The sequence below is a fragment of the Actinoplanes sp. NPDC051411 genome, assembly GCF_040682075.1.
Classification (GTDB): domain Bacteria; phylum Actinomycetota; class Actinomycetes; order Mycobacteriales; family Micromonosporaceae; genus Actinoplanes.
This window is the reverse complement of the sequence record NZ_JBFBAD010000066.1, coordinates 16,359-43,127: the sequence shown is the minus strand read 5'-3', so window position 1 is coordinate 43,127 and position 26,769 is coordinate 16,359. Positions and strand designations below refer to the sequence as shown.

Annotated in this window: 23 protein-coding genes; 10 read left to right on the top strand and 13 right to left on the bottom strand. The window is 71.5% G+C overall.

The genetic code is table 11. From position 1 onward, the window contains the following. Position 1: 1 nt before the first annotated feature. On the bottom strand, positions 2 to 1,837 hold the full coding sequence (asnB, locus tag AB0M88_RS31560) for an asparagine synthase (glutamine-hydrolyzing) (RefSeq protein WP_364108741.1): 1,836 nt from the start codon (positions 1,835 to 1,837) through the stop codon (positions 2 to 4). A 116-nt stretch (positions 1,838 to 1,953) separates the two neighbouring features. Here asnB and thpR point away from each other — a divergent pair, with 116 nt between their 5' ends. Then, on the top strand, positions 1,954 to 2,511 hold the full coding sequence (gene thpR / locus AB0M88_RS31555; RefSeq protein WP_364108739.1) for an RNA 2',3'-cyclic phosphodiesterase: 558 nt from the start codon (positions 1,954 to 1,956) through the stop codon (positions 2,509 to 2,511). On the opposite strand, the gene AB0M88_RS31550 is transcribed toward thpR, so the two are convergent. Both AB0M88_RS31550 and AB0M88_RS31545 read right to left on the bottom strand, forming a co-directional pair. After that, positions 2,508 to 3,035: a GNAT family N-acetyltransferase gene (locus AB0M88_RS31550; protein WP_364108737.1), complete on the bottom strand. Its 528-nt coding sequence runs from the start codon at positions 3,033 to 3,035 to the stop codon at positions 2,508 to 2,510. The genes thpR and AB0M88_RS31550 overlap by 4 nt on opposite strands. A gap of 143 nt (positions 3,036 to 3,178) precedes the next feature. Continuing rightward, positions 3,179 to 3,796 carry a hypothetical protein gene (locus AB0M88_RS31545; RefSeq protein ID WP_364108735.1) on the bottom strand — a complete coding sequence of 206 codons (618 nt, stop codon included), beginning with the start codon at positions 3,794 to 3,796 and terminating at the stop codon, positions 3,179 to 3,181. Between the two features lie 745 nt (positions 3,797 to 4,541). Here AB0M88_RS31545 and AB0M88_RS31540 point away from each other — a divergent pair. Next, positions 4,542 to 4,946: a PPOX class F420-dependent oxidoreductase gene (locus AB0M88_RS31540; RefSeq protein WP_364108733.1), complete on the top strand. Its 405-nt coding sequence runs from the start codon at positions 4,542 to 4,544 to the stop codon at positions 4,944 to 4,946. Between the two features lie 276 nt (positions 4,947 to 5,222). Here the strand turns inward: AB0M88_RS31540 and AB0M88_RS31535 are convergent, their stop codons facing one another. Then, on the bottom strand, positions 5,223 to 8,360 hold the full coding sequence (locus AB0M88_RS31535; protein ID WP_364108731.1) for an AAA family ATPase: 3,138 nt from the start codon (positions 8,358 to 8,360) through the stop codon (positions 5,223 to 5,225). A gap of 84 nt (positions 8,361 to 8,444) precedes the next feature. On the opposite strand from AB0M88_RS31535, the gene AB0M88_RS31530 reads away from it, so the two are divergent. The 8 genes from AB0M88_RS31530 (at position 8,445) to AB0M88_RS31495 (ending at position 18,513) form a co-directional block, all read left to right on the top strand. Further along, complete coding sequence (locus tag AB0M88_RS31530) at positions 8,445 to 9,131, top strand: response regulator transcription factor (protein ID WP_364108729.1); 687 nt, start codon at positions 8,445 to 8,447, stop codon at positions 9,129 to 9,131. 100 nt (positions 9,132 to 9,231) lie between these two features. After that, complete coding sequence (locus AB0M88_RS31525; RefSeq protein ID WP_364108727.1) at positions 9,232 to 9,600, top strand: hypothetical protein; 369 nt, start codon at positions 9,232 to 9,234, stop codon at positions 9,598 to 9,600. After that, positions 9,597 to 11,807, top strand: a complete 2,211-nt coding sequence (locus AB0M88_RS31520) for a hypothetical protein (RefSeq protein ID WP_364108725.1) — start codon at positions 9,597 to 9,599, stop codon at positions 11,805 to 11,807. The genes AB0M88_RS31525 and AB0M88_RS31520 overlap by 4 nt, the downstream gene beginning before the upstream one ends. Next, positions 11,800 to 13,158, top strand: coding sequence for a hypothetical protein (locus tag AB0M88_RS31515; protein WP_364108723.1), 1,359 nt, complete (start codon positions 11,800 to 11,802; stop codon positions 13,156 to 13,158). Before AB0M88_RS31520 ends, AB0M88_RS31515 begins: the two co-directional genes overlap by 8 nt. A 25-nt stretch (positions 13,159 to 13,183) precedes the next feature. Beyond that, a complete protein-coding gene (locus AB0M88_RS31510) occupies positions 13,184 to 13,744 on the top strand; it encodes a hypothetical protein (RefSeq protein WP_364108721.1) in 561 nt (186 codons plus the stop codon). An 11-nt stretch (positions 13,745 to 13,755) separates the two neighbouring features. Continuing rightward, the gene (locus tag AB0M88_RS31505) at positions 13,756 to 15,045 is read left to right on the top strand and encodes a hypothetical protein (RefSeq protein ID WP_364108719.1); all 1,290 of its coding nucleotides are present in this window, start codon (positions 13,756 to 13,758) and stop codon (positions 15,043 to 15,045) included. A gap of 3 nt (positions 15,046 to 15,048) precedes the next feature. Then, positions 15,049 to 17,376: a peptidoglycan-binding protein gene (locus AB0M88_RS31500; protein ID WP_364108716.1), complete on the top strand. Its 2,328-nt coding sequence runs from the start codon at positions 15,049 to 15,051 to the stop codon at positions 17,374 to 17,376. A gap of 144 nt (positions 17,377 to 17,520) precedes the next feature. Continuing rightward, on the top strand, positions 17,521 to 18,513 hold the full coding sequence (locus AB0M88_RS31495) for a LacI family DNA-binding transcriptional regulator (protein ID WP_364108713.1): 993 nt from the start codon (positions 17,521 to 17,523) through the stop codon (positions 18,511 to 18,513). Here AB0M88_RS31495 and AB0M88_RS31490 read toward each other — a convergent pair whose 3' ends face one another. The 9 genes from AB0M88_RS31490 to AB0M88_RS31450 are packed head-to-tail and all read right to left on the bottom strand — an operon-like array spanning position 18,514 to position 26,767. Continuing rightward, positions 18,514 to 19,056, bottom strand: coding sequence for an NUDIX hydrolase (locus tag AB0M88_RS31490; protein WP_364108711.1), 543 nt, complete (start codon positions 19,054 to 19,056; stop codon positions 18,514 to 18,516). It lies immediately after the preceding gene. A gap of 12 nt (positions 19,057 to 19,068) precedes the next feature. Continuing rightward, on the bottom strand, positions 19,069 to 20,055 hold the full coding sequence (locus AB0M88_RS31485) for a glycoside hydrolase family 43 protein (RefSeq protein ID WP_364108709.1): 987 nt from the start codon (positions 20,053 to 20,055) through the stop codon (positions 19,069 to 19,071). Then, on the bottom strand, positions 20,052 to 22,208 hold the full coding sequence (locus tag AB0M88_RS31480; protein ID WP_364108707.1) for a family 43 glycosylhydrolase: 2,157 nt from the start codon (positions 22,206 to 22,208) through the stop codon (positions 20,052 to 20,054). Before AB0M88_RS31480 ends, AB0M88_RS31485 begins: the two co-directional genes overlap by 4 nt. Positions 22,209 to 22,212: 4 nt before the next feature. Continuing rightward, positions 22,213 to 23,031, bottom strand: a complete 819-nt coding sequence (locus tag AB0M88_RS31475) for a carbohydrate ABC transporter permease (protein WP_364108705.1) — start codon at positions 23,029 to 23,031, stop codon at positions 22,213 to 22,215. Continuing rightward, entirely contained in the window at positions 23,031 to 23,930 is a 900-nt protein-coding gene (locus tag AB0M88_RS31470) for a sugar ABC transporter permease (protein WP_364108703.1), read from the bottom strand. Before AB0M88_RS31470 ends, AB0M88_RS31475 begins: the two co-directional genes overlap by 1 nt. Before the next feature lie 2 nt (positions 23,931 to 23,932). Then, a complete protein-coding gene (locus AB0M88_RS31465; RefSeq protein ID WP_364108701.1) occupies positions 23,933 to 24,184 on the bottom strand; it encodes a hypothetical protein in 252 nt (83 codons plus the stop codon). Positions 24,185 to 24,214: 30 nt separating this feature from the next. Next, a complete protein-coding gene (locus tag AB0M88_RS31460) occupies positions 24,215 to 25,252 on the bottom strand; it encodes an ABC transporter substrate-binding protein (RefSeq protein WP_364108699.1) in 1,038 nt (345 codons plus the stop codon). Continuing rightward, positions 25,239 to 25,907 (bottom strand): alpha-L-arabinofuranosidase C-terminal domain-containing protein, encoded by a 669-nt coding sequence (locus tag AB0M88_RS31455; protein ID WP_364108785.1) that lies wholly within the window; start codon positions 25,905 to 25,907, stop codon positions 25,239 to 25,241. The genes AB0M88_RS31460 and AB0M88_RS31455 overlap by 14 nt, the downstream gene beginning before the upstream one ends. Next, a complete protein-coding gene (locus AB0M88_RS31450; protein ID WP_364108697.1) occupies positions 25,823 to 26,767 on the bottom strand; it encodes a hypothetical protein in 945 nt (314 codons plus the stop codon). The genes AB0M88_RS31455 and AB0M88_RS31450 overlap by 85 nt, the downstream gene beginning before the upstream one ends. Between the last annotated feature and the right edge of the window lie 2 nt (positions 26,768 to 26,769).

Here is a 26,769-nt window from a genome sequence, read left to right as displayed (position 1 = left end):
CTCAATCCAGCTGAAGACTCACCGGGTAGCGCGTCATCCAGTCGTTGAGGGACAGCGCCAGCTCCATGCCCCAGCGGGCGGCGCCGAAGCTGCTGCCCTCGAACCCCTCCCGGGTCAGCCGGCGGGCACGCCCGTCGTCCAGGAGCGGGCGAAGCGGTGAGTTGGCGTCGGCGAGCATGTCGCGCAGGCGGTCACGCAGCATTTTTTCGTACGCCGGGTCCTGGGTGGACGGATACGGGCTCTTGCGCCGCCGCACCACCGAATCCGGGAGCACATCGGCCGTGGCCGCCCGGAGCAGGCTCTTCTCGCGCCCGTCGAAGGTCTTGAGCGACCACGGGGTGTTGTACACGTATTCGACCAGGCGGTGGTCGCAGAACGGGACCCGCACCTCGAGGCCGTGCGCCATGCTCATGCGGTCCTTGCGGTCGAGCAGGATCTGCACGAACCGGGTCAGGTGAAGGTACGAGATCTCGCGCATCCGGTGTTCGGACGGCGACTCGCCCGGCAGGTGGTCGACCTCGCTCAGCGCCTGGCGATAGGCGGCGTCGCGATAGCCGGTCAGGTCGAGTTTGGCCTCGATGTCGGGCGCGAACAGGCCGGCGTCGGGTTCGGTGCGCGACCGCACGGCGGTGACCCACGGGAACGTGTCGGCGGCGATGGCCTCCGGGTCGTGGAACCAGCGGTAGCCCCCGAACACCTCGTCGGCCGACTCGCCCGACAGGGCCACGGTCGAGCGTTCCCGGATCGCCCGGAACAGCAGGTACAGCGAGGTGTACATGTCGCCCATCGCCGACGGCAGGTCGGTCGCGCCGAGCACGCCGAGCCGGTGCAGCGGGTCCATCAGCTCGGACGAGTCGAGGATGATGTCGTTGTGGTCGGTGCCCACGTGCCGGGCGACGTCGTGCACGAACGGCGTGTCGGGGGTGTCGCGCATGTCGTCCTGCTGGAAGTTCTCGGCCTGGCCGGGAAAGTCGACGGCGAACGACCGGACGGTGCCGGTGGCCCGGGCCGCCAGCGCGGTGATCGCCGACGAGTCGAGGCCGCCCGACAGCAGCACGCACAGGGGCACGTCGGCGATCAGTTGCCGCTGCACGATGTCGTCGAGCAGCGCGCGCACCGTGCGTACGGTCGTAGCTTGATCGTCGGCGTGCTCGCGCGCCTCCAGCCGCCAATACCGGCGGGGCCGCAGGCCCGCCTGGCTGACCCGGACGATCTCGCCCGGCCGAACCTCGCGGATGTCCTTGTAGATGCCGTGGCCCGGGGTCTTGACCATGGCGAGCAGCTCGCGGAAGCCGTCGCTGTCGACCACGGCCGGCACCAGCGGGTGGGCGAGCAGGCCCTTGAGCTCGGAGGCGAAGACCACGCCGTCGGGCATCGGGCGGTAGTAGAGCGGCTTGATGCCCATCCGGTCGCGGACCAGCAGCAGCGCCTGCTCGCGCGGATCCCAGAGGCCGAACGCGTACATCCCGTTGAGCTTGTCGACGAAGTCGTCGCCCCACTCGAGGTAGGCGTGGAGCACCACTTCGGTGTCGCTGGTCGTGCGGAAGGAGTGGCCGAGCCCCCGCAGCTCGTCGCGCAGCTCGCGGAAGTTGTAGACCTCACCGCTGTAGGTGATCGCCGCGATCGTCGCGCCGTCGTGCTCGACCGTCATCGGCTGGGTGCCGGTCTCGAGGTCGATCACCGCGAGGCGCCGGTGCCCGAGGCCGGCGTGCGTGCTCAGCCAGACTCCCTGGGCGTCCGGTCCGCGCAGGCTCATCGTCGCGGTCATGGCCCGTAACACCGCACCCTCGTGCGACAGGTCACGCCGGTAGCTGACCCAGCCCACAATTCCGCACACGGCAAACCTCCTGGAATCGACTCAATACCCCCAGCTCTACCCTTTCTGTAACACGATGGCAACACCGAGTGACATTCCAGGCAATCAATGTCATCTGGTTGCGCTACCGTGCCGGGGTGAGATTGTTCGTCGCGGCGTACCCGCCGGAGCCCGCCTGTGATGACCTTTCCTCGCGGCTCGACACCCTGGCGGTGTCGAAGGCCCAGGCCGACGGCGTCAACACCCGCCTCGCCCCCCGCGACACCTGGCACGTCACCCTCGCCTTCCTCGGCGAGATCGCCGACGACCGGGCGCCACTCGCGGCCACCGCCCTCGAACGGGCCGCGGTCAGCCCCCCGATCATCCTCCGGCTGGCCGGCGGCGGCCGCTTCGGCCGCGGCCGCTCCACCGTCCTCTGGGTCGGCGTCGAGGGCGACGGCCTCGACGGCCTGGCCCGGCGGGTGCGCCACGAGCTGCGCAAAACCAAGATCTCGTACGATGACCGGCCGTTCCGCCCCCACCTCACCGTCGCCCGCCCCGGCGACCAGCTCGACGACGAGGTGATCGAGGCCGACCGCTCGGCCCTGGCCGCGTACGAGGGGCCGTCCTGGCCGATCGCCGAGATCCGCCTGATGCGCAGCCACCTCGGCCCGCAGCCGGTCTACGAGCGCGTGGCCGGCTACCCGCTCGGCTAGCCTTCCGCCGGCCGGGCCGGGCGTTCGTAGAGGAACTCGTTGCCGTCCTCGTCGTCCCACTGCTCGCCGACGTGGGCGAAGCCGAAACCGGCGATGGTCGCGAGCGAGGCGGCGTTCCCCGGGCTGATGCTGGCCCGCACCGTGACCACCGACGGCTCGGCGGCCGCCCAGCGCAACAGCTCGGCCACCATGGCCCGGGCGTAACCGCGCCGCCGGTACGCCGGGTCCGTGCTGTAGCCGATCTCCACCATGCCCGCGCCATCGGGCGGACCGTGGAAGCCGCCCGCCCCGATCACCACCCCGTCGGGGACGGAAACCGCCGCCCGGACAATCCAGTCGGCGGCGCGCGGGTCCACGGCGATCTGGTCCAGGCGCATGCGCCACAGCCAGGTGACCTCGTCGGAGAGAAACCAGTCCGAGAGCGGAACGCCGGTTATGGCCCGGGCAGCCGGCAGATCACCGGTCAACAGGGCATCGAGGGCGCGCGGCGGCAGCGGCACGAAACGGACGGAAGGCGGCGGCATCGAAGAGATCATGATCTACGTGCGCGCCCGAAGCAAACGCCCAGACCGCGGTCCGGCCGCCTCGATCCGCCGTAGAGGTGGACCCGACGGTCGACATCATGGTCCGGCTCGCGTGAGACGAACCCGTCGGCCCTCATCGCGCGTTAATGCTTCGTGGCGGTCGAACCGTGATTTCCTGACGTCAAGCTTACTTGCGATGAAAATTCTTTTACTACGGTGTCGGCAACTTCGGGGCTTTTCAGTGCCAGAGCAAAGAGCAAAAGAATGCGTACGAATTTAAGGAGAACCTCGAGGTACGTAATCATGTCTTCGGGATTTCGTGGCATTACTTCACGCGAAGACCACCGATCGGCACCTCCGGCCCGATCGGTTGCACCGGGTTCAATATCAGAGGTTTGCTTCGACCTCATTGATTCAATGATCCGGACGATGACCTCCTCTGCTCGCCGCAGCGAGGCATCGTCGGTCCGGTCCATTGAACTCAAAGCCAAGAGCGCGGTCATCTCCTCAAATCTCCCCTGCGACCGCAGCATGGTTAAGGCGGGGGTCAACGCTCGGTCTATCTCTCGTTGAGCTTCGCTTAAAACTGAGCCACTTCCCTTGCGCTTCTTTTTGGCCTGCGTCCGCCGGTGACGTTCGACCAGCCGTTCACCTCCCGAAACCGCCTGGCTACGCCACTTCTTTCCCTTAGCCTTCGCGTTTGATCCCATACCGACTTCCCAGAGGTTTCGTATCAGTTGCGGAACATCGACGATACACATTGATCACCAGTCCACGGCCAACTGTCCCATACGCCCGGATGGTGCATGTCGACGCGCATGCAACTTGCTCTCGTCCCGCCGGCATTACGACGACCTCTGAAGTGTCCACGTTGGCGAAGCGGACGGTTTGCCCGAGCACAGGCAATACCTACGGAAGTGCTAGGCAGGGGACGCCCCTCTGCATCCGCTCCGGGCGTGCTGGCGATCATCGGCGCAGCACCATCCCGAGATCGACACGCTGCACCTGCCCGAACCGGTCGTGGAGGCCTGGTGCTCGTTCAGCTCTCGAGCACGGCATCGATGATGTAGATCACGGCGTTGGTGGTCTGCCGTCGAGGGTGACGATTCCGGCCTTGTTCTCGATGGTCAGTTCTGTGCGGCCCGTGCGGCATACCCTCACGGGCAGCGGCGCACCGGTATGAGATCTGCGCGTGCTCCAGGCCCTCGCCATGACCTTGAGAGCTGCCCAATCCATGTGGCGAGACTCAGCGCGGACCAGAAAGTCAGCCTTGGCCCGCCAGCCAGAAGCCCGAAGTCTGCACGTATCCGGCCGAGGCTATCCCCAGCAGCAGCGCCAGCCGACAGGCGTTTTGCGCCCGCACCACGCGGATGTGCCGAGATCAGTGCCCTTGGCCGAGGCCGGGGGGAATGAAGTCGCCGCAGCTCAACAGCACCTCGGCGATGTGGCCCCAGGGGCGCGCGAGGAGAATGGACCGAAGCGGATTATCCGTGACAGACTGATCCGGTGACGATTTTCGACGACAGTACGCTGGCGCTCCTCGACGGTCCCAACTTCGCCGTCGTGGCCACGCTGACCGCCAGCGGCGCCCCGCACACGTCCACCGTCTGGTACCTGCGCGACGGCGACGCGGTCCTCATCTCGGTGACCGCCGACAAGCTCAAGGCCCGCAATCTCGCCCGTGATCCGCGGATCAGCCTCACCGTGTCCGACCGCGCCAACCCCTACCACTCCGTCGACATCCGCGGCTCCGCTGAACTGGTCGATGATCCGGCGAAGACGCTGCCGGCCCGGCTGGCGGAGCGCTACTTCGGCGACGCCAACGCCAACCCTCCCGAGCCGGCCGAGATCAAGCGGCTGATCGTTCGCGTGACCCCGGTGAAGGTCACCGAATTCAAAGCCGCCGCGTGACCCATCGCAGGCCGGGACGCAAGCCGGGACGCAGGTGATTGCGTTACGCGGGGCTCCCCGTCGGCGGTCGGCGAGCCAAGGAATCCGCTACGACATCTGGCCGGTCGACCAGCCGTTGCGCCGGGCGGACGCGGCCTCGCCTCAGATGACCGAGCCGTCCGGACGCCTGCCCGTGAGGCACTTCGACATGCTGACCTCAAGCAGCGTTTACACGGCTACGCCGGGCTCAAACGCGGCGAGAACCGGACTTCGCCCCCGGCCGGGAGGCGTGAGAGGTCAGCGGCCGGTGCGGCGGGTCCAGCGGACCGGGTGGGCGGGATCCGGTACGTAACAGCAGGTTCCGCCCGTGGTGATGGTGGCCCGCAGGTAGCCGCCGATCGCCGGCTCGTCGGCCGCGAGTTCGTCGATCGCCCGTTTGATCGCCTTGCGGACCGCGGTGCGGGCCCGTTCGTTCGGGTCGGAGAAGCCGCGCGGGCGGCCGGCCAGGCCGGTTCCCCGGCGCAGTTCCGTCAGCAGCGCGTCGAGTTCGGACTGCCGGCTCTTCGCCGCCGTGGTGTCGCCGTCGGCCCGGACATCGGCGAGCGCGGCCCGCAGCTCCGTGGCCCGGCGGCGGTAGGCGGTCCGGGCCTCGTCGTCGAGGACCGCCTGCCGGTCCGGCCCGACAAGTGCCCGCGCGGCGTTCTCGCCGCCGGCCAGGGCGACCGCGGTGATCGGCGTGCCGGGGTTGGTGAGCAGGCGGATGAGGTAGCGCACGCCCCGGCGGTCGGGCACCACGGCCCGATGGTCGGTCATGCTCAGGATCCAGCTGCCGCGCCGGGACTCGATGACCGCGTTGGGCTCACGCAGGGCGTCGAGGGTGCGCCGCCAGGCGGCGGCCCGCAGCGGCATCTCGAGGGTGTCGGCATCGGCGGCGGCCCGGGACAGCAGCCGTACGGCCCGCTCGTGATCGCCGGGGTCGCGCCGCTGGAGCAGGACGCCGGCCAGGTCCGCCATGGTGATGGCGGTGACCGGGCGGTTGCCGAGCCGACTGGTCGCGGTGATCGCGCGGTCCAGGTGGGCGGCGGCCAGGCCCCGGTCGCCGAACGTGGCCGCGGCCAGCCCCAGGCCCCGCTCGGCTGATCCGAGGCAGGTCACCGCCAGCGACGGCAGCACCGCCTGGTGCGCGTACGGGAGGACCAGCCCGTACGCCTGCCGGGCGACGGCGGCGTCGCCGAGCCGGTGGGCCGTCTCGATCACCGCGAGCATGCCGACCAGCCAGGTGCTCGATTCCGGCAGGGTGGCCAGGCCGGGGCCGGTGAGCCGGTCGAGGGCGGTACGTGCCTTGCCGGTCTGCCCGGTGCGGGCGGCCAGGTCGGCGACGGTCGCCGCGAACGCGAACTCCGCCGGGTTGAGGGTCGGCGAGCCGGCGAGCGCCTCGACGGTCTCCACCATCTCCTCGTCGCGGGCCTGCAGCCAGCGGATGGTGGTCAGGTGCGCGCCGAGGAAGCCGGTCGCGTCGGCGTCGCCGACCCGCGTGCCCAGGTCCAGGCAGGCGTGTGCGGCGGTCTCCGCCTCGGTCAGTCGCCCGGCCCGGATCAGGCGCATCACGGCCATCGCCTCGGCGATGTAGAGCACGCTCTGGCAACCGACGGCGGCGGCCCGCTCGCGCAGCTCGGTATGGGCCCGGTCGGCGTGGGGGTCGCCGAGCTGGAACAGGTCGACGGTGCGCCAGCACAGGCCCACCAGCGCCAGCATGCCCGTGCCGGCGACCGCGATCAGCTCGTCGGCCAGGGCGAGCCGGGCGGTCAGGTGACGGGGGACGAGCAGCGCGTGGTGGGTCAGCGAGAGCGCCTCGGCCAGCGCGTAGCGGTCGCCGAACGCCCGCGCCGCGTCGAGTAGCGCGAGCGCCGGTTCCCGGGGACCGCCCTGGTAGACCCGTTCGACCGCCAGCCGGATCGCGAGGCGCAGCCGCAGCAGGCGCTCCTGTTCGGGCAGTCCGGCGAGGGCCCGCAGCTGCAGGCCGCGCACCCGCTCCGACTCCAGGCGGGTCCGGTGCTCGTTGATCCAGAGTCCGCCGAGGCCGAGCGCCGCGTGGGTCAGCGCCACCGGGTCGTGGCCGGCCGCGGCGCCCGCCGCCCGGTCGAACAGCGAGCGGGCGTCGGTCAGCCGGCCGGCCCGCAGCATCACCTCGGCCTGTTCGAGCAGCAGCGGCGCGCCGGGTTCGCCCAGGCCGGCGCTCTCGTGCAGGGCGATGGCCGCGTCCAGAACGGACTCCGCCTGCTCGTACGCGTGATCGGCGACCAGGGCGCGGGCCGCGCTCCGGCAGGCGGCCACCGCCGTCCGGGCGTCGTCGGCCGATCTCGGGGCCGCGCGCAGCGCGTGATCGGCGCGGCGGGCGAGCCGGCGCGGCCCGGCCGGTGCGGAAGCGGCAAGCAGCTCGGCCGCGCGGGCGTGGGTCTGCATCAGCTCGTCGACGCTCAGCCGGGCCCGCAGCGCCGCGCGGATCTGCTCGTGGCCGAACGCGAAGCTCTCGGGGCCGGCGTCGCCGACGAGGCCCGCGGCGAGTCCGCCGTCCAGCGCGCGGCGGACGTCGGCGAGCGCCACCCGGCTCACCGCCGCCGTCTCCGCCACGAGCGGGGTGCCGCCCAGCACCGCGGCGCGGGCGAGGATCGGCCGTGTGTCCGGGTCGAGCCGGTCGATGGCGAGCGCGATCGCCGCGTCGAGGCATTCCGGGCCGCCGCGCGCCACCGCCTGTTGCAGGTGCAGCGGAAGGCCGCCCGTCAGCCGTACCAGCGCGTGCAGCCGGTCGTCGGCCATCGCCGGCTGGCCCCGGCTCCGCAGGAAGTCGGCGGTCTCGGCGGTCGTGAAGGGGTTCAGGTTCACGGGGACGCCCTCGTCGGCCGGGTCCCAGCCGGCCCGGGTCCGGCCCGGGTGGCGGGCGAGCACGAGCACGAGCGGCAACCGGGCCAGCGTCCGGGCGGCGAACCGGGCCAGCAGCAGCGTGCCGGGGCCGGCGGCGTGCACGTCGTCGATCACCACCATGGTCGGTGCGCGGGCGCAGGCGTCGGCGAGCCGCCCGGCGATCGTGGTGAAGCCGACGAAACGCTCGGGAACCATGGTCGCCCCGCCCGGATCGTCGTCCGCGAGGGCCGCGGCCGCCGGACCGCCGAGCGTCGTCAGGATCGACTGCCACGGCCACAGCGGCGGGGCTCCGTCGCCGGGCCAGCAGCTGCCCCAGGCGATCACGTGCCCGTGCCGTTCGGCCCGCGCGGCGGCCTCCCGGCAGAAGCGGGTCTTGCCGGCCCCGGCCGGGCCGCTGACGAATACCAGACAGCCTTCGCCGGCCCGGGCCGCCGTCGACGCCCGGTCGAGCGTGCCCAGTTCCCGGTCACGACCGACAAATTGGTCGATCCCCAGCGAACCGCTGGCTGTCATGCGGTCAGTGTGCCATCGCGCGGCACGACGACAGCCGCAAATGTCACGCACCTACCAGTAAGGCAGCAACATCGGGAGGGGGACGTGACGGTGACGGCGGAGTCCATTTCGGTTGCCGTTCTCGCCGAGATCCGGCTCTATCGGGAGGGGCTGCGCGAGGTTCTGGACCGCCGGCCGGGGATCACGGTGGTGGAGGTGGCCGGCGGCGATCCGGCCGGCGTCGGGCGGGCCGTCCGGTGCCACCCGGACGTCGCCGTGGTCGACATGACGATGCCGCTCGGGGCGCCGATCGCCCGGGCCTTCGCCGAGGGCGCGCCCGACACCAGGGTCGTCGGCCTCGGCGTGCCCGACACCGAGGCGCGCGTGCTGGCCTGCGCCGAGGCGGGCCTGGCCGGCTGTGTCTCCCGGGAGGGCGGCGTCGACGAGCTGGTGTCGGCGATCCGGCGGGCCGCGCGGGGCGAGCCGCTCTATCCGCCGCGGATCGTCGCGCTGCTCCTGCAGCGTCTCGCCCAGCGGGGCCACCGGCGGCCGGAGCCGGCCGAACGACTGACCGCGCGGGAGCTGGAGGTCGTCGAGCTGATCGACCGCGGGCTCACCAACAAGGAGATCGCGGAGCGGCTGTTCATCGAGGTCGCGACCGTGAAGAACCACGTGCACCACATCCTGGAGAAGCTGCGGCTGCGCCGGCGGATCGACGCGGCCAACTGGCTGCGCGGGCACGGCCGCGAGCCGGCCGGGGTGCATCCTCCGGCCACCGGATGGACCAGGTGATTCATCGTCGAGAGGCATCCCGCGATGCATTGTCCGGGCCGAACGGCCGCGCGCAGACTCGGTTCGGCCGCATCGAATTCCTTCTGGGGAGCGGGATCTCGTGGATCAGATCCGCATTCTCGTGATCGGCGCGCCGGGAGTTCTGCGCGATGTGGTCGTCGACGTCATCCAGAACTCTGCCGATCTGCGGATCGTGGGCGTCGCGGCCGATCCGGGCGCGGTGCCGGAGCCGTTCGGTGCCGCGGCCGACGTCGTGTGTGACCTCGGCGCCGAGGCCGGCGGGAGCCTTTTGGCACCGTACGAGTTGATCAAGGTCGTCTCGGTGCGGGACGACGGGCGCCGCGCCCAGCTGTGGGAACTGCGCATTCACCGGACGGAGCTGGGCGAGCTGTCCCCGCTCCGGCTGATCGAGACGATCCGGCGGCGTTCGCCAGGAGCACCGCCGAGTTCAGAACGGAGCAGCACATGACCAGCATCGCCTCGCCGTTCGCGCCCACCGACCTCTACCCCGCGCGGGCGAACGGCGCAACGGACAGCCGGGAGCCGGGCGCACCGCCGACCGGTGCCACGCTGCTGACCCCGTTCGCGGAATCGATCAGCCTGGACCGTGGTGAGCTCGACCGCGAGGCGGCCGACGCGCTCTTCGCCGAGCTCGACGACGAGGAGTTCGAGGAGTCGGTCCGCGCGCTCGCCGACGAGGCGGCGGGGCGGCACCTGCGCTCGATCGGCACCTGGTCGGCGGAGTCCGGCGCGCCGGCGCTGGCCACCGACGAGACCGAGCAGTGGATGGGCTCGGTGGCGGCCGAGGCCGACCGGATGCTCGGCCGGCTGGCGGAGCACTTCGCCGACCGGCCGGTGGACTCGCTGCGCGACGGCGAGTGCGAGGCGGTGGCCGGCCTGCCGCTGGACGAGACCGGTCCGGAGGGCCCGCTGGCCGCGCAGGAGCAGTTCTTCAAGTCGCTGCTCAAGAAGGCCACCTCGTTGGCGAGCGGCGTGAAGAAGCTCGCCACCAAAGGGTTCCAGGCGCTCGGCCGGCTGCTACCGCTCGGCAAGCTCTTCGACATCCTGCGCCGGCTGGTGCGGCCGCTGCTGCAGCGGGTGCTCAGCCAGGCGATCGGCAAGCTGCCCGCGCAGTTCCGCCCGCTGGCCACCAAGCTGGCCGCCCGTTTCGGCGGGTCTCTGGGCGAGGCCGAGAACGACCTCGCCGGCGAGTTCGACCGACGGCTCGCCGAGGTCGTGCTGACCGGGAACGAGGCGGCGATCGAGCAGAGCCTGGCCGAGGCGGACCAGGAGGCCCGCGAGGAGAGCGGCGGCCCGCAGGCGCTGCACGACCTGGACGCCGCCCGCGCCCGCCTGGCCGGCCGCCTCGCCGAGGCGGCGCCGGAGCAGCCGCTGACCGCGCAGCTGGAGCAGTTCATCCCGGTGGTGATGGCGGCCAAGCCGCTGATCAAGATGGCGATCGGGATCATCGGCCGGGAGAAGATCGTGAACTTCGTCGGCGACCGGATCGCGGTGCTGCTCAAGGGAATGGCAGGACCCGAGCCGGCGAAGTTCCTGTCCCGGCACATCGCCAGCGCCGGCCTGGGCCTGCTCGGTCTCGAGGCCGAGGCGGCGGGAACCGCGACGCTGGGCGCCGAGGCCCTGGTCGCCACGACCGAGGACACCATCTCCGAGGTGCTGGAACTGCCGCCCGCGCTGCTCGGCGACGAGCTGCTGCTGGAGGCCGAGATCCAGGAGGCCTTCGCGGCGGCGGCCGCCCGGCACCTGCCCGCCGCGGCGCTGCGCCCCGAGGTGGTGGAGGGCGAGTCCGAGGGCGAGCACGGGGTTTGGGTGATGATGCCGCGGGCCGGCCGGCCCTGCTACCGGTTCAAGCAGTACAGCCGGGTCGTCCCGGTCCGGATCAGCCGTCCGATCGCGCGCTCGGTCGTGATGGCGGGCGGCGACACGCTCGAACGCCGGCTGCTCGACGCCGGCGTGGCCGGCTGGCCGGTGACCGCCGAGATGGAGATCTACGAGCTGCTGGACGGTGCGGGTCCGGGACACCTGGCGGCGTACGAGGTGGGCGACCTCGCGGACCTGCCGGTGGCGGCCCGGGAGTTCGAGGAGCTGACCGCGCCGGCCGCGACCGCTCTCGCGCACAATCCGCGCCTGGCATACACCGGCCGGCGCGGCCACGGTGGGCGCCGGTACTACCGGCTGCGGGTCGGCGGGCGCCCGCTGCGCCGGCACCGGCTCTTCGGCCTGGCGCTCGACCTGACCTCGCCGCAACCGGTCCTGCGGGTGCATCTGCGGATCGGCGAGCGCGAGGCGCACCTGCTCGCCGGTCACCTCGACCAGCAGCAGATGGTCCAGGTCGTCTCGACCGTACGCGCCATCGTCGGCCCGGCCGCGCAGCAGCGGCTCGGCGAGCGCCTGGAACGCCTGCTCACCAAGCACGGCATGCCGCAGGCCGCCGGCGGCGGGCGCAAGCTCTCCGGTCAGCTGGCCGACGCGATCGTCGGCGCGGTGTCCGCGCAACTGCCCGCGGCGGCCGCGACCCTGTCCCGGGCCGCCAAGGACCCCGCCGCCGGGATCACGCTGACGTTCGCCTTCGCCTATCCCGACCGGGCCGCGATCGGCACGGCCGCGCCGGCCGGCCCGACGCTGACCATCCGCCCGGGACTGCATCGTGGCTGACAGCCGGCGCGGACCGGCCGCGCACGGTCAAACCGGCGCCGAGATCGCGCAGAGCCAGACCGGCGCCGAGATCGCGCAGAGCCAGACCGGCGCCGAGATCGCGCAGAGCCAGACCGGCGCCGAGATCGCGCACTGGCGGCTCGCCGCCGAGGCACTGGCCGATCTCGACACGGTGGCCGCGCACGAGGCGTGGGCCGCGCTGGAGGATTACCTGCAGCGCAACGTTCGCGCCCGGCTCGCCGGCATGGTCGCCGAGCTGGTCGCCGAGGCGGCGGCGTTGCAGCGCGCCTACGACGGCGGGCCCGACCCGGACCGGGCCCGCTCCGGCGTGCTCCGCCTGCGCGGCCGGTATCTGCAGGTGGAGACCATCCTGGACTTCTACGGCGACGCCGTGAACAGCCGGACCAACCCGCGGCTGCGGGCCCTGCTGCTCGGCTTCGACACGCTGGCCGGCGACAGCATGGCCGCGATCCTGAACCAGGCCGGCATCGACGTGCCGCTCGCCCTGGTCTATCTCGACACCGGGCTCGGCGCCGCCATCCTCGAGGCCGGAGTGCGGCTCTGGGACCACGGCCACCCGTCGCCGGCGGCCGCCATCAAGCTGACCCGGCACAACCTGTCCTACCCGACCGCGCTGCTGCACGAGACCGGCCACCAGGTGGCCCACCTGACCGGCTGGAACACCGAGCTCGCCGCGGCCCTCGGCGAACGGCTCGCGCCGCGCTCGGCCGAGCTGACCGCGGTGTGGCAGGGCTGGACGCACGAGGTCGCCGCCGACGTCCACGCGTTCGCCCAGGCCGGCTGGGCGCCGACCGCCGCGCTGATCAACGTGGTCGACGGCGGCACGCCGGCCGTCTACCGGATGCAGCTCGGTGATCCGCACCCGTTCCCGTTCGTCCGGGTGCTGTTCAACGTCGCGCTGTGCCGCCGCTGGTTCGGCGCCGGGCCGTGGGATGACGTGGCCGCCGCGTGGATGCAGCGGCATCCGCTCGAGGCCGCGGCACCCGCGGTCCGGGCGATCACCAACGCCAGCCTGGCCGCCCTGGACGACATCGTCGACGTCTGCACCCGGCAGCCGATGGCCGCGTTCCAGGGCCGGCCGCTCTGCGCCGTACTCGACCCCCGGCGGGTGTCCCCGGCGGCGCTCGGCGCCCTCGCCCGCCAGGCCGGGCCGTCGCTGCTGTCCTCGGCCTACCTGCGGCGGCGCGAGCCGCTGCGCATCCTCGCCTTGCTGGCGAGCCGGGCGGTGACCGACTCCGCCCGGGCGGGCGAGCACCGCGACCACCTGCTGGCCTGGGTCGCCGACGTCGGCGCCGACCCGGGCACGACCACCCGCGCCCGGGCCGCCTGACCCGCGCCAGAGCAAAGGAACGCGCATGACGAATCCGAAGCCGAGAACCGCCGCCGCCGGGAGCGGCACGCGGGTCACCGCGAACACGCCCGGCGCCGACAACAGTGACGACCTGCTCCGGCAACTGATCAAGCTGACCGAGTCGGTGGAGAAGCTGGCGAACCGGCCGGCCGGCCGGGCCGTACCGCCGCCGGCGCCCACGCCGACACCCACGCCCACTCCGCCGCCGGGTCCGCCGGAGCGGGAACCGGCCGAGAACGAACGACTGACGATGCTGTTCGCCTACAACTTCCTCGGTGAGGTGGTCGGCCGGCGCAACTTCCGGTTCACGCTCCGGGCCGTCGCCGACCGCGATCGGGACGGACTGCGGTTCACCGAGCTGCGCGGCGGCACCTTCGCCCGGCTGCGGTCGGCCGACAACCGGATCGAGGAGCTGGAGAACCTGGTCGCCGGCACCCGGGTGAAGCTCACGGTGATCCCGGACGACCAGGCCATCGACGCCATCGTCGTGCTGGAGCGGCGCGGCGGCGTCCCGGTCGCGATCGGAAACTGCCAGGGCCCGGTACCGGGCGTCATCATCGACTAAGGGAGCGTCCCATGTTCTTCAGCCTCGCCACCCTCTATCCGGTGGACCCGCCCGGCAGCCCCCGGTCGCTGTTCCGGGTCCACCCCGTTCAGCTCAGCTATTGGCTGGACGAGGTGTGGGCCACCGCTCGGCGGACCCCGCCGCTCCCCAGCCGTAAGGCCGACAAGAATCTGGTCTTTCTGGACGACGCGGTGCTCGACGCCCTGGACCTGCCCACCCAGCCGGCGCCGCCGTTCCTGGCCCCCTCCGGCCTGACCACGAACGGCCCGTTCCAGTGGAGCGGCCAGCCCGGACCGACCGAGCTGAACTGCCCGCCCCGCCTCTGGCACCACCTCATCTACGCCTACCTGATCGAGAGCACCGGTGTCCTGGAGGTCTTCGCCGAGGTGATCCGGCGGCTGGTGATCGGCGAGACGCTGGGCGTGCTCTCCCCGGAGAGCATCGCCTGGGTCCGCGCCACCGAGCAGCTGTTCTTCCGCGAGCCGCCGCCGTTCGCGATCAACGGCGTGCTCAGCGAGGTACGCCCGTTCGAGCGGACCAACCGGCGCAACGCCTACTGGCGGATGTTCGGCCTGGACCTGCCCCACCCGGTGCCGCAGACCTGGGCAAACTCCGGCCCGCTGGCGGACTGGAAGGCCCACACCGGGCCGATCAACGACGACTTCCGCGCGAAGTGGACCGAGTTCCTGCGGCAGATCTGGCTCGGCGTGGAAAACCGGCTGAACAGCAGCGGGCCCAACACGGCCGACGCCAGCTTCATCGCGCTGCTCGCGGTCGCGCTCAAGGACATGCTGAACAACCGGCGGCGGGGCGGCACGCTGGCCCGCGAGGAACTCGCCTACGTCAGCATGCTGAGCTGGTTCCACCTCACCCTCGACACGGACACCTCGATCGTGGTCGACCTGCAGGCCAAGGCGAGCAGCCCGGCGGACCGGCTGGCCGCGCTCGCCCAGCGGGTCGGCATGAGCCCGGCCCAGCACGCCCGGGAACTGTTCGACCTGGCGGAGCCGACGGCCACCGTGCTGCGCGGCATCGAGGCCGGGCTGTTCGACACGGAGGCATCGGCCGAGACGCTGTTCCGGGCTGGCACCAACCTGGCCACCGACATGGTCAACATCATCAACAACTGGCAGTCGGCGACCGGCGAAAGGATCAAGGAGCGCCCGACCGGCACCGTGATCACGGCCGGCAGCGGGCAGCCTTTGCGCGTACCGGTGCCGGGAAGCCAGCCGGGGCTGCCTCGGCAGGATTTCACCCCGGTGCCCGCCGGGGCGGGCACCGCCAACGGTCATCGGGGGTGACGCATGTCCGCCGCAGGCGATCTGATCAGCCCGTTCGCCGAGATCGACGACCCGGCCGCCCGCCCGGAAGCCGAGATCGACTATTCGATCGGCCGGCCGGAGGCTGAGTTCGGCTATCCGGCCGAGCGACCGGAAGCTGAGTTCTGCTATCCGGCCGAGCGACCGGAAGCTGAGTTCGGCTATCCGGCCACCCACCCGGGAGCTGAGTTCGGCTATCCGGCCACCCACCCGGGAGCTGAGTTCGGCTATCCGGCCACCCACCCGGGAGCTGAGTTCGGCTATCCGGCCGAGCGACCGGAAGCTGCGTTCGACTATCCGGCCGAGCGACCGGAAGCTGCGTTCGACTATCCGGCCAGCCGGCCGGAAGCCGAGGAGGAGATCCTCCGGCCGGGCAGCCGGGGCGCGGAGGTCCGCCGGCTGCAGGCCGCGCTCACCGCCGCCGGCCATCCGGTGAGCGTGGACGGCGACTTCGGCCCCGGCACGGCCGCCGCGGTGCGGCGATTCCAGTCCGGCGCCGGCCTGACGGCCGACGGGGTCGTGGGACCGGTCACGTGGAGCCGCCTCACCGGGTCGGCGCCGAGCACCCCGCCGCCCGCCGGTGGTGGCGGCGGCGGCGATCTTCCCACCTCGACGCTGGGCACGCTGGTGCTGCGCACCCCGGCGAAGTCGATGTCCTACCGCTTCACCGCCGAGGACCTCCTCTGGACGGCCAAGCTGATGGTGTACGAGGCGGGCGGCCGCGACGACCCGGCCGACGCGGCGGTGCTCTACGCCGTGCTGAACCGGTACGCGCTCTTCGCCCACCAGGCGTACAAGACCTTCAGCGGCTTCGTCCGGGCGTACTCCACGACGCTGCAACCGGTGCTGCACAGCGCGCAGGCCGCGGCCCGGCACATGCACCTGCCGCCAGACCAGTTCATCCGCACCGGTGGCACCTATCCCGGCACCGACATCCCGCGCGGTCAGCTGCGGCGGCACCTGGAGATCCAGCGGGCGCCGTGGAGCTCGGTCAAGGCGTCCGCCCGGGAGCTGGCCACCCGCGCGCTGACCGGGCGGCTGCCCAATCCGGGGATCGGGCTGGCCAGCGAGTTCGCCTCCACCAAGATCTACTTCCGGCAGCAGTTCCATCGGGATCCCAGCCCGGCGGAATGGCGCAAGTACACGACCGACATGGCCGCGCGTAAGCGGTGGCGGTGGGTCGGCGACGTCGCCGGGCTGGACCAGACCGAGAACGCGTTCTTCGTCGACCTGCGAGCGGCCGGTCTGCCGGACGACGCCGTACGGGTGCTGCCGCCCGGCGAGGCCGGCGAGGCCGGCGAGGCCGGCGAGGCCGGCGAGGCCGGCGAGGCGGAGTGGGAATACGACGAGGCCCCGTGGGATTCGGAAGCGGCCGACTTCGAGCCGGGGGCCGGCGACCGGCCCGGGCCCGACCCGCTGGCGCAGGAGGCCGAGGGCCTGTTCGACCAGCTCCGGGCCGCCTACCGCAAGGCCGTGGACAGCGCGAACACGCGGACCCGGATCGCGCAGGGCACCACCGACGCGGGCACGCTGACCAATCTGGTGTTCTTCGACCGCCACCAGGACCGCCGCGGGGCCCGGCTGAGCCGGGACGAGCCGGACTTCGCGGGGCTCAGCGCCGAGTGGCAGGCCATCCGGGACGAGATCGTCGGCCCGGCGCTGAAGGCGGTGGCCGGCGCCGCCTACGACCGGGCGGGCGCGCTGGCCTATGCGCGCAAGTTCTGGCTGCGGGCATGCGACGACGACTTCATCGCGACCGCCGGCGCCGGGAAGGCGTTCCGCCAGGTGCCGTCCGGCACCCGGTTCATCCACGACCTGGACGCCGGCGGTACGCCGTTGAGCACCGAACACGCGGAGCTGCCGGACGGAACGCAGATCCTGTGGGCCGAGCTCGACGACTGCACGCACTTCATCTCGTGCTGCATCGGCCAGCGGCCCGGCGAGGCGAGCGGCGGCCTCAAGCTCACGGTGAAGCAGCTCGGGACGCCGCCGACCGCACCGTACGGGATCGTGCGGGTCTCCACGATGGTGGATTTCCTGACCGGCCGGCTGAAGGGCCATCCCCGGTACGCCGAGATGGCCGCCGAGAAGACGGCCGACGCCACCGCGGTCGACCGGCTCCGGCCCGGCGACCTGATCGCGTACTTCAACAAGAAGGCCGGAAGCTACTCGCACCTGGCGATGCTGCTGCCGAACGGCAAGATCGCCTGCCACACCTACGGACGATCCGATCAGCCGGACTGCACCTGGGACAACAGCTGGAAGCTGGGCGTGACGACCCATCTGTGGACGTTCATCCGGTTCACCGTCTGAGCACTGACCCCGCTCTCCCGGTCCGAGAAAGGCGAACGACGGAACTGCGGCCAGAAATTTACTTAACCGGTTCACCGGGTCCTAGCTCGCGTGCACTATGTTCAACCTCGCGCGGGAGCGCTCCCACGCGGTAGAGGAGGGGCCGTGGCAACCCGGATCAAACTCGACGTGATCGCCGCGGCGGCGCACGTCTCGACCCCGACCGTCTCGAAGGTGCTCAACGGGCGGCCCGACGTCGCGCCCAAGACCCGCCGGCACATCGAAAACGTGCTCAAGGAACTCGGCTACACCCACCGGCCGCCGCGACCCCGCCGCGTCGGGCTGATCGACCTCATCTTCAACGATCTCAGCCCCTGGTCGACCGCCATCATCCGGGGCGCCGAGGAGGCCAGCCTGGCCGCCCGTACCCGGCTCGCGGTCTCGGTGATCCCGACCGACGCGGCGGTGGAACGCTGGCTCAGCAGCGTCGACCGCAGCCGTACGGACGGCGTCGTGCTGGTGACCGCCGACCTCGCCCCGTCGCACCGCGAACGGCTGGCCGAACTGCAGGCCCCGATCGTCCTGGTCGACCCGGTGACCGACCCGGTCGCCGACCTGCCGTCGATCGGCGCCGGCAACCGGGCCGGGGCGATGGCCGCGACCGAGCACCTGATCGCCCTCGGCCACCGCCGGATCGCCACGATCACCGGCCGGCTCTCGGCGCTCTGCAGCCATCAGCGGCTGGACGGCTACCGGGCCGCGCTGTCCCGGGCCGGCCTGCCGATGGACACGTCGCTGATCGCCGAGGGCGACTTCCGGTACGAGTCGGCCCACGCCTCGGCCGTCGCCATGCTCCGCCTGCCCGATCCACCGACCGCGATCTTCGCCGCGTGCGACCAGGAGGCGATGGGGGTCTACGAGGCCGCCCGCCGCCTCGGCCTGCGCATCCCGGACGACCTGAGCGTGGTCGGCTTCGACGACATCCCGACCACCGCCTGGATGTCCCCGCCACTGACCACGGTCCGCCAGCCACTCGCCGAGATGGCGGCGCTCGCCGTCCGCACCGTGCTCAACACCGGCCCGGCGTCGACCGGCCGGCGCGCCGAGCTGCCGACCGAGCTGGTGATCCGCGCCAGCACCGCACCCCCGCGCCGCTGATCAGACGCCGGACACGAGCAGGTCGAGAAAGGCCCGTTGCGGCGCGGAGACCGACAGGGCGTCCAGGTCGTCCAGGCGATGCAGATGGTGCCCCTGCTCCCGGCCGTCGAGGTCGATCCAGCCGGGATCGCCGTGGTCGCCGATCCGGGTGGCGTAGACGATCTGCAGGAAGTCGGGATGCGGATAGGGATGGTCGGCGGGCTGGGCCTCGACGTAGCGGTAGTGCAGGAAGCCGAGCGGACGAAGCGCATTCTCGTCGATCGTGCGTCCGGTCTCCTCGTAGACCTCACGCCGAGCGGTCGCCTGGTAGCTCTCGCCCGCCTCGCGCCGGCCGCCCGGCCAGATGTGCGGCCCGTCCGGCGCGTGGCAGACCACCACCCGGTCATCGACGCGGACGAGACAACGGACCGACGTCACAAGCTCCGGGGGCAGCGGCGGCAGAGGTGAGTACGCCGCGAGGTCGAGCAGCACTCCTCCGGGCCACACGATCCGCTCCGCCGCCATCGGTGTGGCCTCCCGCAGCACCGCGAGCGCGTCGGACATACGGTCACCGTACTAGCCGGTGGCCGGGGCGGGCTGGGGACCGGTGGTCGGGCCGTGCACGACCGGGCGGCCGCCGGCCCAGTCAAGGCGGTCGAGCCACATCTGCCGGCCCGGGGCGACGCTGCCGATGCCGTCCGGCGGCCAGGCGTGGTAGAGCAGCCAGGTGCTTCCGTCCGGCACCGTGACCGGATAGCAGTGCCCGGGTCCGGCCGCGCCGGCGGACGACTCGAGTATCGGGTTCTCCGGCGCGTCGTGGCACGGGCCGAGGGGCGAGTCGCAGGTCGCGTAGCCCACGGCGTACCGGTCGGAATCGAAGGCGTCAGCCGAGTAGAAGAGATAGAGCTTTCCGTCGTGCCGGACCATCTCCGGGGCCTCGATGACCGCGCCCTGCCACGGTTTGTCGTTCGTCAGCAGGCGGACGCGGTCGCCGGTCACGGCGAGGCCGTCGGGTGACAGGCGCTGGGCGTAAAGGTGGGTCGGCCGGCCGATGTGGTTGCCGTCGTTCTTCCAGTAGAGGTAGAGCTGCCCGTCGTCGTGCCGGTAGGGGCTCGCGTCGATCGAGCCGCCCTCGTCGGCCTGGCAGACCAGCGGTTCCGGGGCCGGCTCGAACGGGCCGTGCGGGTCGTCGGCGACCGCGGTGCCGATACACTGGCGGTCGGCCTTCGACCAGCGGGCGGTGTAGTAGAGGACGTACTTCCCGGCGTCCGTCTTCAGCACCTCGGGCGCCCAGGTGTTGCCGGCCGTGGCCCACGCGCCCACCGTGGGCAGCACGTCGTTGCGCGGCGTCCAGTGCACCAGATCGGTCGAGGTCAGCAGCGGCACGTTGTCGACCGCGTCGTTGGTGCCGTAGGCGAACCAGGTGTCCCCCACCTTCAGCACGCCGGGGTCGGGAAAGTTCTTGTCGTAGACCGGATTCGTGAAGGTCACCGGGTCTCCCGCGGGTGAGCAGGCGGCGGCCAGGCCGAGCACGACGGCCGCCGCCAGAAGCGGACGGGTCACGCCTGATAGACGCGGACGTAGTCGAAGTGCGCGGTCACCGCGGGCGTCGCCCCGCCGTGCGCGTCCAGCCCGATCTTCGGCACCTCGCCGGCCGGGAAGGTCCACACCCCGCCGAGCGTCCAGGTGCGCCCGTCGGTGCTGGATTCCGAGCGGAACCGGTGCTCCCCGGTCACCGGGTCGATCCGATGGACGAGACGGAGCCAGGTGGTGGTCGCGGGGGTGCCGACGGTCACGCCGCCATAGGCGAGGCCTCCGGCGTACGGGATCTCCCGCCCGAACTCGATCTGCCGCGTATTCCAGATCGCCACTTGATCGAGCCGCGCGAAGTCGTCGTCCGACACGTACGCGATCAGGCCGGCCTGCTGGTAGTTCCGCACGTCGTCGACGCCCAGGTCGAGCGTCAGCCGGGTCTCGACGGTGTAGTCGCCGCGCGGGGCCGTCCGCAGGAGCACACTCGCGGTGTTGGCCGGGCCGCTGAGGTCGCCGTTCTGCACCGGCCAGTTGAGGCTGCCGCCGCTGACGGTCACGGCGTCGTCGGGCCGCACCCAGCTCCAGCCCGCGCCCAGTTGACTCGCGCCCAGTTGACCCGCGCCCAGTTGACCCGCGCCCAGTTGATCTGTCCCGCGGCCCTGGGGCCCTCCCCCGTTATCGATTCTCGCGGATTTTTGAAGATCGTGGGGGGCGCCTGTGGACAAGCCGTGACTTGTGGAGAACTCGTCCGACCACACCGGACGCCCGACCGCGGGTTGTGGTATCGCACGAGTGACGGGCCGGTAGAGCCGCTCCGCACTGAAGTGGGCGACCTCTCCCCGTCCGGCATATCCCACCGGACCGGACGACGGCACCGGCAGCGTCACCGTCGCGAGCGGCCCGCCCAGCCGCGCCTCGGTCAGTGAAGCGGTCAGGATGCCGCCCCGCGCCGAGACGGCCAGGTTGTGCCAGTCGCCGAAGTCCAGCCCGGCCGGCAGCGCGGCCACCGCCCGGTGCGGGCCCGAGACGGCCACCAGCTGCCCGGCCGCCCGGTCGATCGAGACCCGGGCCGAGCCGACGACCAGGCCCAGCGACGAGCCCGCGGGCACCCGCAGATCGACCTCGACCCGTACGTCACCGGCCGGCCGCGGGCGCAGCACCGTCCCGTTCACCGACCGCTGGACGGTGTCCGCGCCCGTCGTGACCGGCGCCGGCTGCGGCGTGTCCGAGGCCCCGGCGCCGGCCCGGACGACCGGCCAGCCGTCGATCCAGTCGAGCCGGTCGAGCAGCATCGGCCGCCGGTTGATGCCGTAGGGCGCGTCCAGGTAGGGCTGGTTGCGGTCGATCGCGTGGTAGACCAGATAGTCCTGGCCGGACAGGTCGGTGACCACCGCGTTGTGGCCGGTGCCGATCCAGCGGTTGCCGTTCTGCGTGATCACCGGCGTGCCGCCGACCCGCGACGCCGTCAGGGACACGCCGTGCGCGTCGGTGAACGGGCCGAGCGGCGACCGCGAGCGCCCGGCCGAGACCGCGTAACCGGTTGCGGGCCCGGCGCAGCAGTTGGCCGACGAGGCGAACAGGTAGTAGTAGCCGTCGTGACCGACGACGTACGCGCCCTCGTACTTGTTGTCGAGCGCGACCATCGTCGGCGTACCGGAGGAGCGCAAGCCGTCCGCGCTCAGCGGAACCACCGATATGCCGCCGTAGTAACTGCCGAAGTAGAGGTACCGCGAGCCGTCCGCGGCGGTGAGCTCGGCCGGGTCGATCGTGCTCAGGTAGCCGCCGCCTGCGCCTGGCCGGGGCGCGACCACCGGCGACGGCTGCGCGGTCCACGGGCCGGCCGGGGCCGGAGCGGTCGCCACGTCGATCTCATAGGCGCCGGAGTCCGGCACCGCCGCGTAGTACATGACGTAGTGGCCGTCGAAGTAGCGCACGTCGGGCGCCCAGTAGGTGCCGGACGAGAACGCGTCACCGACATACGACCAGTGGGTCAGGTCGGAGGACCGCGCGATCGGGATGTGGTGCGGTGAGGACGAACCGGAGCGCAAGGGATCGGACGTCGCGTAGGCATACCAGTAGCCGTCCTGGCCGCGGATCAGCGACGGGTCGGCGAACGTGTCGGCGAAGCCGTGCGACACCGGGTTGACGAGCAGGTTCAACGCGAGGAGCAGGACACGGAACACGTGATCACCCCTTGATTCCGCTGTGCGTGACGCTCTGGATGACGTGCCGCTGGGCGGCGACGAACAGGATCAGCACCGGCACGCTGGCCACCACCGCACCGGCCATCGCGATCGGATAGTTGGTGGTGGCGGCGTTCTGCAGGTTGCCCAGCCCGGCCGGGAGGGTCAGGTGGTCGGCGCTGAACAGAACGTAGACCGGCCACAGGAAGTCGTTCCAGTTGGTCAGGAACGACAGCACGGTGAGCGTGGCCAGGGCGGGGCGGGCCAGCGGCAGCACGATCCGGGTGAAGATCTGCCACTGGTTGGCGCCCTCGATGAGCGCCGCCTCCTCGAGTTCGGCCGGCAGCGCGGAAAAGAACTGGCGCAGGAAGAAGACGCCGAACGCGCCGCCGGCCGACGGCACGATCAGCGCCCACAGCGAGTCGAGCCAGCCGAGCTTGCTGACGATCAGGAAGTTCGGGATGAGGAAGACGAAGGGCGGAACGAACAACGTGCCGATCACGGTGCCGAAGACGAACTTCCGGCCGCGAAATCGCAGCCTAGCGAGGGCGTACGCCGCCATGGCGTCGACAGCCACGATGAGCACCGCGTTGGCGGCCGCCGCGGCCAGGCTGTTGAGGAACCACCGCAGCACCGGTGTCGCCGAGTTCGTCGTGAGCACCGTGGAGTACGCGCTTGACGTGAACGGGCGCGGCAGCCACGACAACGGCACCGCGGTCGCGTCGTTGCTGGTCTTGAACGGGGTGATCAGCATCCACACGAGCGGCGCGATGAAGACCAGCGCGAGCACGACCAGGGTGATCCAGAAGAAGACGCGCTTCATCACGCCTCCCGTCGCTGCGTCAGGCGGATGTTGAGGACGCTGACGCCCATCAGGATCAGCGCGAGGACGTAGCTCATCGCGGCGGCCATGCCCTGGCGGTTGTTGCCGAAGCCGGTCTGGGCGACCAGCATGATCGCCGTGCGGGTCTCGTTGGCCGACGCGCCCTTGGTGAGCAGGAACGACTGGCCGAACATGTTGGCCGAGGCGAGGATCGTCACGGTCGTCACGAACGCCATGACCGGGCGCAGGCCGGGCAGGGTCACGGTGCGGAACTCGTCCCAGCGGGAGGCGCCGTCGACGCGGGCCGCCTCGTACAGCTCGGGCGAGATGTCCTGCAGCCCGGCCAGGTAGATGACGGCGTTGAAGCCCAGCGTCCACCAGACGGTCATGCCGACCAGCGACACCCACGCCCACGGCACCTCGGTGGTCCACGGGATCGCGTGGCCGAGGTAGTAGTTGACCGCGCCGATGTTGGGGTCGAGCACGAAGCGGAACAGCAGGCCGACCACGGCGACGCCGAGGACGTACGGGGCGAAGAACACCGCCCGGAAGAAGGCGCGTCCCCGGAAGGCCCGGTTGAGCAGCAGGGCCACGCCGAGCGGGCAGACGATCAGCAGCGGCACGCTCGCGACCGTGAAGATGCCGGTGGCCAGCATGCTCTTCCAGTAGTCGGCGCTGTCCCGGCTGCCCGGCGTGAACAGGTCGACGTAGTTCTGGAGGCCGACCCAGGGCTTGCCGGGCAGCAGGTAGTCGTAGTCGTGGAAGCTGACCCACAGCCCGAAGACCGCCGGGATCAGCACGAAACCCAGGAACAGAACCCGGAAGGGCAGCAGAAACAGGTACGGCGTGAGCCGCCCGTGCCGCTGGACGGCCCGAGGAGCGCGGGCATCTGCCGCCACCGTCAGGCCCCGTACTTCTTCTTGTTGTCGGCCAGGATCTTGTTGGCCCGGTTGGCCGCCGCGGTCAGCGCGCCCGCCGGGTCCTGTTTGAGCAGCACCGCGGACTGCACACCGGTGTAGAGCTCGGCCAGCGCGTCGTCGATGCCGGCGACCGAGGGCGGGAAGTGGGTGAACTGCACGTCCTCGGCGAACGACTGCAGCCCCTGGATGGCCTTGAAGTCGGCGCCCTGGGCGAGGTCGTTGCGGGCCGGCACCTTCGCGCTCTTGGCCCAGTCGGCCGAGTGCTAGGTGAACCAGTTGATGAAGAACCGGCTCGCGTTGGTCTTGTCGGCGTCGTTCTGCTTCTTGCGCGGGAGCACGAACTGGTGGCTGTTGCCCCAGACCCCGCCGGTCGAGCCGATCTTGGGTAGCGGTGCGGTGCCGATCTCGTACGTCTTCAGGGCCGCGACCTCGTTGACCTGCCAGATGCCCTGCCAGTTGAAGACGTTCCGCCCGTTCTTGAGCGCGATGTAGTCGGCGTCCTGGCCCACGTTCTTGGGGCTGTAGCCGTTCCTGACCAGGTCGACCATCCAGGTCAGGGCCTGCACACCGGCGTCGGAGTTCCAGGTGGCGCTGCTGTTGTCGGAGCTGAAGACGTCGCCGCCGAACTGCCAGAGCAGCGACTCGAACTGGAACCCGCCGGTGAACTGGAACGGCGACACCCACGAGCCCTGCACGCCCTTGCCCTTGAGCGTGTCGAGGGCGGCCATGTACTCGTCCTTGGTCGTCGGCGGCTTGTTCGGGTCCAGGCCGTTCTTCTCCATGACCGTCTTGTTGTAGAACAGCCCGAGGTTGTGGACGTCGATCGGTATGCCGTAGCGCTTGCCCTGATATTCGCCGCCGTTCCAGACCGCCGGCGCGAAGTCGGACGCCTTGAGCCCGAGCGCCGAGGCCACGTCGTCGAGCGGCACGATGACCTGCTGCGCCGCCTGGGTCGGCATGTCGTCGATGTGCATCGCGGCGACGTCGGGCCCGTTGCCGCTCTGCACGGCGGCGGGCAGCTTCTGGAAGAAGTCGACCCACTGGAAGACGTTCATCTTGACCTGCACGTTGGGGTTGGCCGCGTTGAACTGGTCGACCATCTTCTGCGCGGTCGCGCCGTCGCTGCCGGTCCAGCCGTTCCAGAACGCGACGGTGACCTTGGGTCCGCTGTAACTGGCACCGCCGTTGCCGCCGGCCGGCGCCTGCGGCGCCTTCGAGGTGCCGCCGCACGCGGCGAGGGCCAGGGCGGAGCCGGCGCCACCGGCCAGGGCGAGGAATCTACGTCGGTCAAGGGAGCTCATGGGGGTACTCCTTCTGGACAGAGAACTCGAGAACGTTCCAGGAAGCGGGCGGCAGAGAGACGGTGAGCCGGCCGTCGTCGACACGGCCGGACGCGAGCGACCGGGGCACGACCCGGTCGGGATCGGCCTGGGTGTTGGTGGCGCGCAGGTCGTCGTCGGCGAGCACCCGGTGGGCGCCCAGCCGGGCCCCGGGCAGGGCCCGCAGGTCGACGGTCAGGGTCAGGGGCTCGCTCAGCGAGCGGTTGACCGCGAAAAGCGCGGCCTGACCGGCCGGGAGATCGAGACTCGCGGCCGCGGACAGCGCGGGCACCGGGCCGTACGCCGCGGTGTCGATCAGCGGCGCGACCGGCTCGACCCGCAGCGCGTCGCCCCGGGCCAGCGCGGCGGTGAGCGCGAACGGCCAGTACGTGGTCTGCCGCCACGCCGGGCCGCCGGGCTCGGTGCGGATCGGCCCGATCACGTTGGCCAGCTGGGCCTGGCAGCCGATGCCCACCCGGTCGGCGTGCCCGAGCAGCGAGATCAGGTAGCTGCCGACGACGACCGCGTCGAGCGCGCTGAACTCGTCCTCGATCAGCCGGGGCGCCTGCCGCCATTCGAGGGACGCCTCGCCGCCGAAGCGCTGCTGGTACCAGACGTTCCACTCATCGAGCGACAGGCGCAGCTTCCGGCCGACCGGGTGCGGGCCTTCACGTGGTCGGCGGTCGCGATCACCTCGTCGATGAACGCGTCCATGTCGACCGCCGAGGCGAGGAAGCCGGCGGTGTCGCCGGCGCGCTCCTCGCGATAGGCGTGCAGGGAGATGTAGTCGACCTGGTCGTAGCACTGCTCGAGGACGGTCGCCTCCCACGAGCCGAAGGTCGGCATGTGCCGGCCCGAGCTGCCGCAGGCCACCAGCTCGACGGACGGGTCGAGCCGGCGCATGGCCCGGCCGGTCTCGGCGGCGATCCGGCCGTACTCGTGGGCGGTCTGGTGCCCGATCTGCCACGGGCCGTCCATCTCGTTGCCCAGACACCACAGCTTGATCCCGTACGGCTCGTGATCGCCGTTCTTGACGCGGCGGTCGGACAGCGCGGTGCCGCCCGGGTAGTTGCAGTATTCGAGCAGCTCGAGGGCTTCGGTGAGCCCTCGCGTACCCAGGTTGACCGCGAGCATCGGCTCGGCGCCGAGCCGGCGCACCCAGGCCATGTATTCGCCCAGCCCGAACTGGTTGGTCTCGATCGACCGCCAGGCCAGGTCGAGCCGCGTGGGCCGGGACTCGCGGGGCCCGACCCCGTCCTCCCAGCGGTAGTTGGAGACGAAGTTGCCGCCCGGGTAGCGGACCACGCTGACGCCCATCTCGCGGGCCAGATCGAGCACGTCGGTGCGCAGCCCGAGCTCGTCGGCCGCCGGATGGCCCGGCTCGAAGACGCCGGTGTAGACGCTGCGGCCCATGTGCTCGACGAACGAGCCGAACAGGCGGCGGTCGATGGGGCCGAGGCGGAACGCGGGGTCCAGGGTCAGGCGGGCGTCGGTCATGG

Bases quoted from the DNA above. Each gene is read 5' to 3' on its own strand.
- AB0M88_RS31450 (WP_364108697.1), bottom strand. From the start codon at position 26,767: ATGACCGACGCCCGCCTGACCCTGGACCCCGCGTTCCGCCTCGGCCCC.
- AB0M88_RS31505 (WP_364108719.1), top strand. From the start codon at position 13,756: ATGTTCTTCAGCCTCGCCACCCTCTATCCGGTGGACCCGCCCGGCAGC.
- AB0M88_RS31510 (WP_364108721.1), top strand. From the start codon at position 13,184: ATGACGAATCCGAAGCCGAGAACCGCCGCCGCCGGGAGCGGCACGCGG.
- AB0M88_RS31475 (WP_364108705.1), bottom strand. From the start codon at position 23,031: ATGAAGCGCGTCTTCTTCTGGATCACCCTGGTCGTGCTCGCGCTGGTC.
- AB0M88_RS31460 (WP_364108699.1), bottom strand. From the start codon at position 25,252: ATGAGCTCCCTTGACCGACGTAGATTCCTCGCCCTGGCCGGTGGCGCC.
- AB0M88_RS31500 (WP_364108716.1), top strand. From the start codon at position 15,049: ATGTCCGCCGCAGGCGATCTGATCAGCCCGTTCGCCGAGATCGACGAC.
- AB0M88_RS31490 (WP_364108711.1), bottom strand. From the start codon at position 19,056: ATGTCCGACGCGCTCGCGGTGCTGCGGGAGGCCACACCGATGGCGGCG.
- AB0M88_RS31550 (WP_364108737.1), bottom strand. From the start codon at position 3,035: ATGCCGCCGCCTTCCGTCCGTTTCGTGCCGCTGCCGCCGCGCGCCCTC.
- AB0M88_RS31545 (WP_364108735.1), bottom strand. From the start codon at position 3,796: ATGTGTATCGTCGATGTTCCGCAACTGATACGAAACCTCTGGGAAGTC.
- AB0M88_RS31535 (WP_364108731.1), bottom strand. From the start codon at position 8,360: ATGACAGCCAGCGGTTCGCTGGGGATCGACCAATTTGTCGGTCGTGAC.
- AB0M88_RS31520 (WP_364108725.1), top strand. From the start codon at position 9,597: ATGACCAGCATCGCCTCGCCGTTCGCGCCCACCGACCTCTACCCCGCG.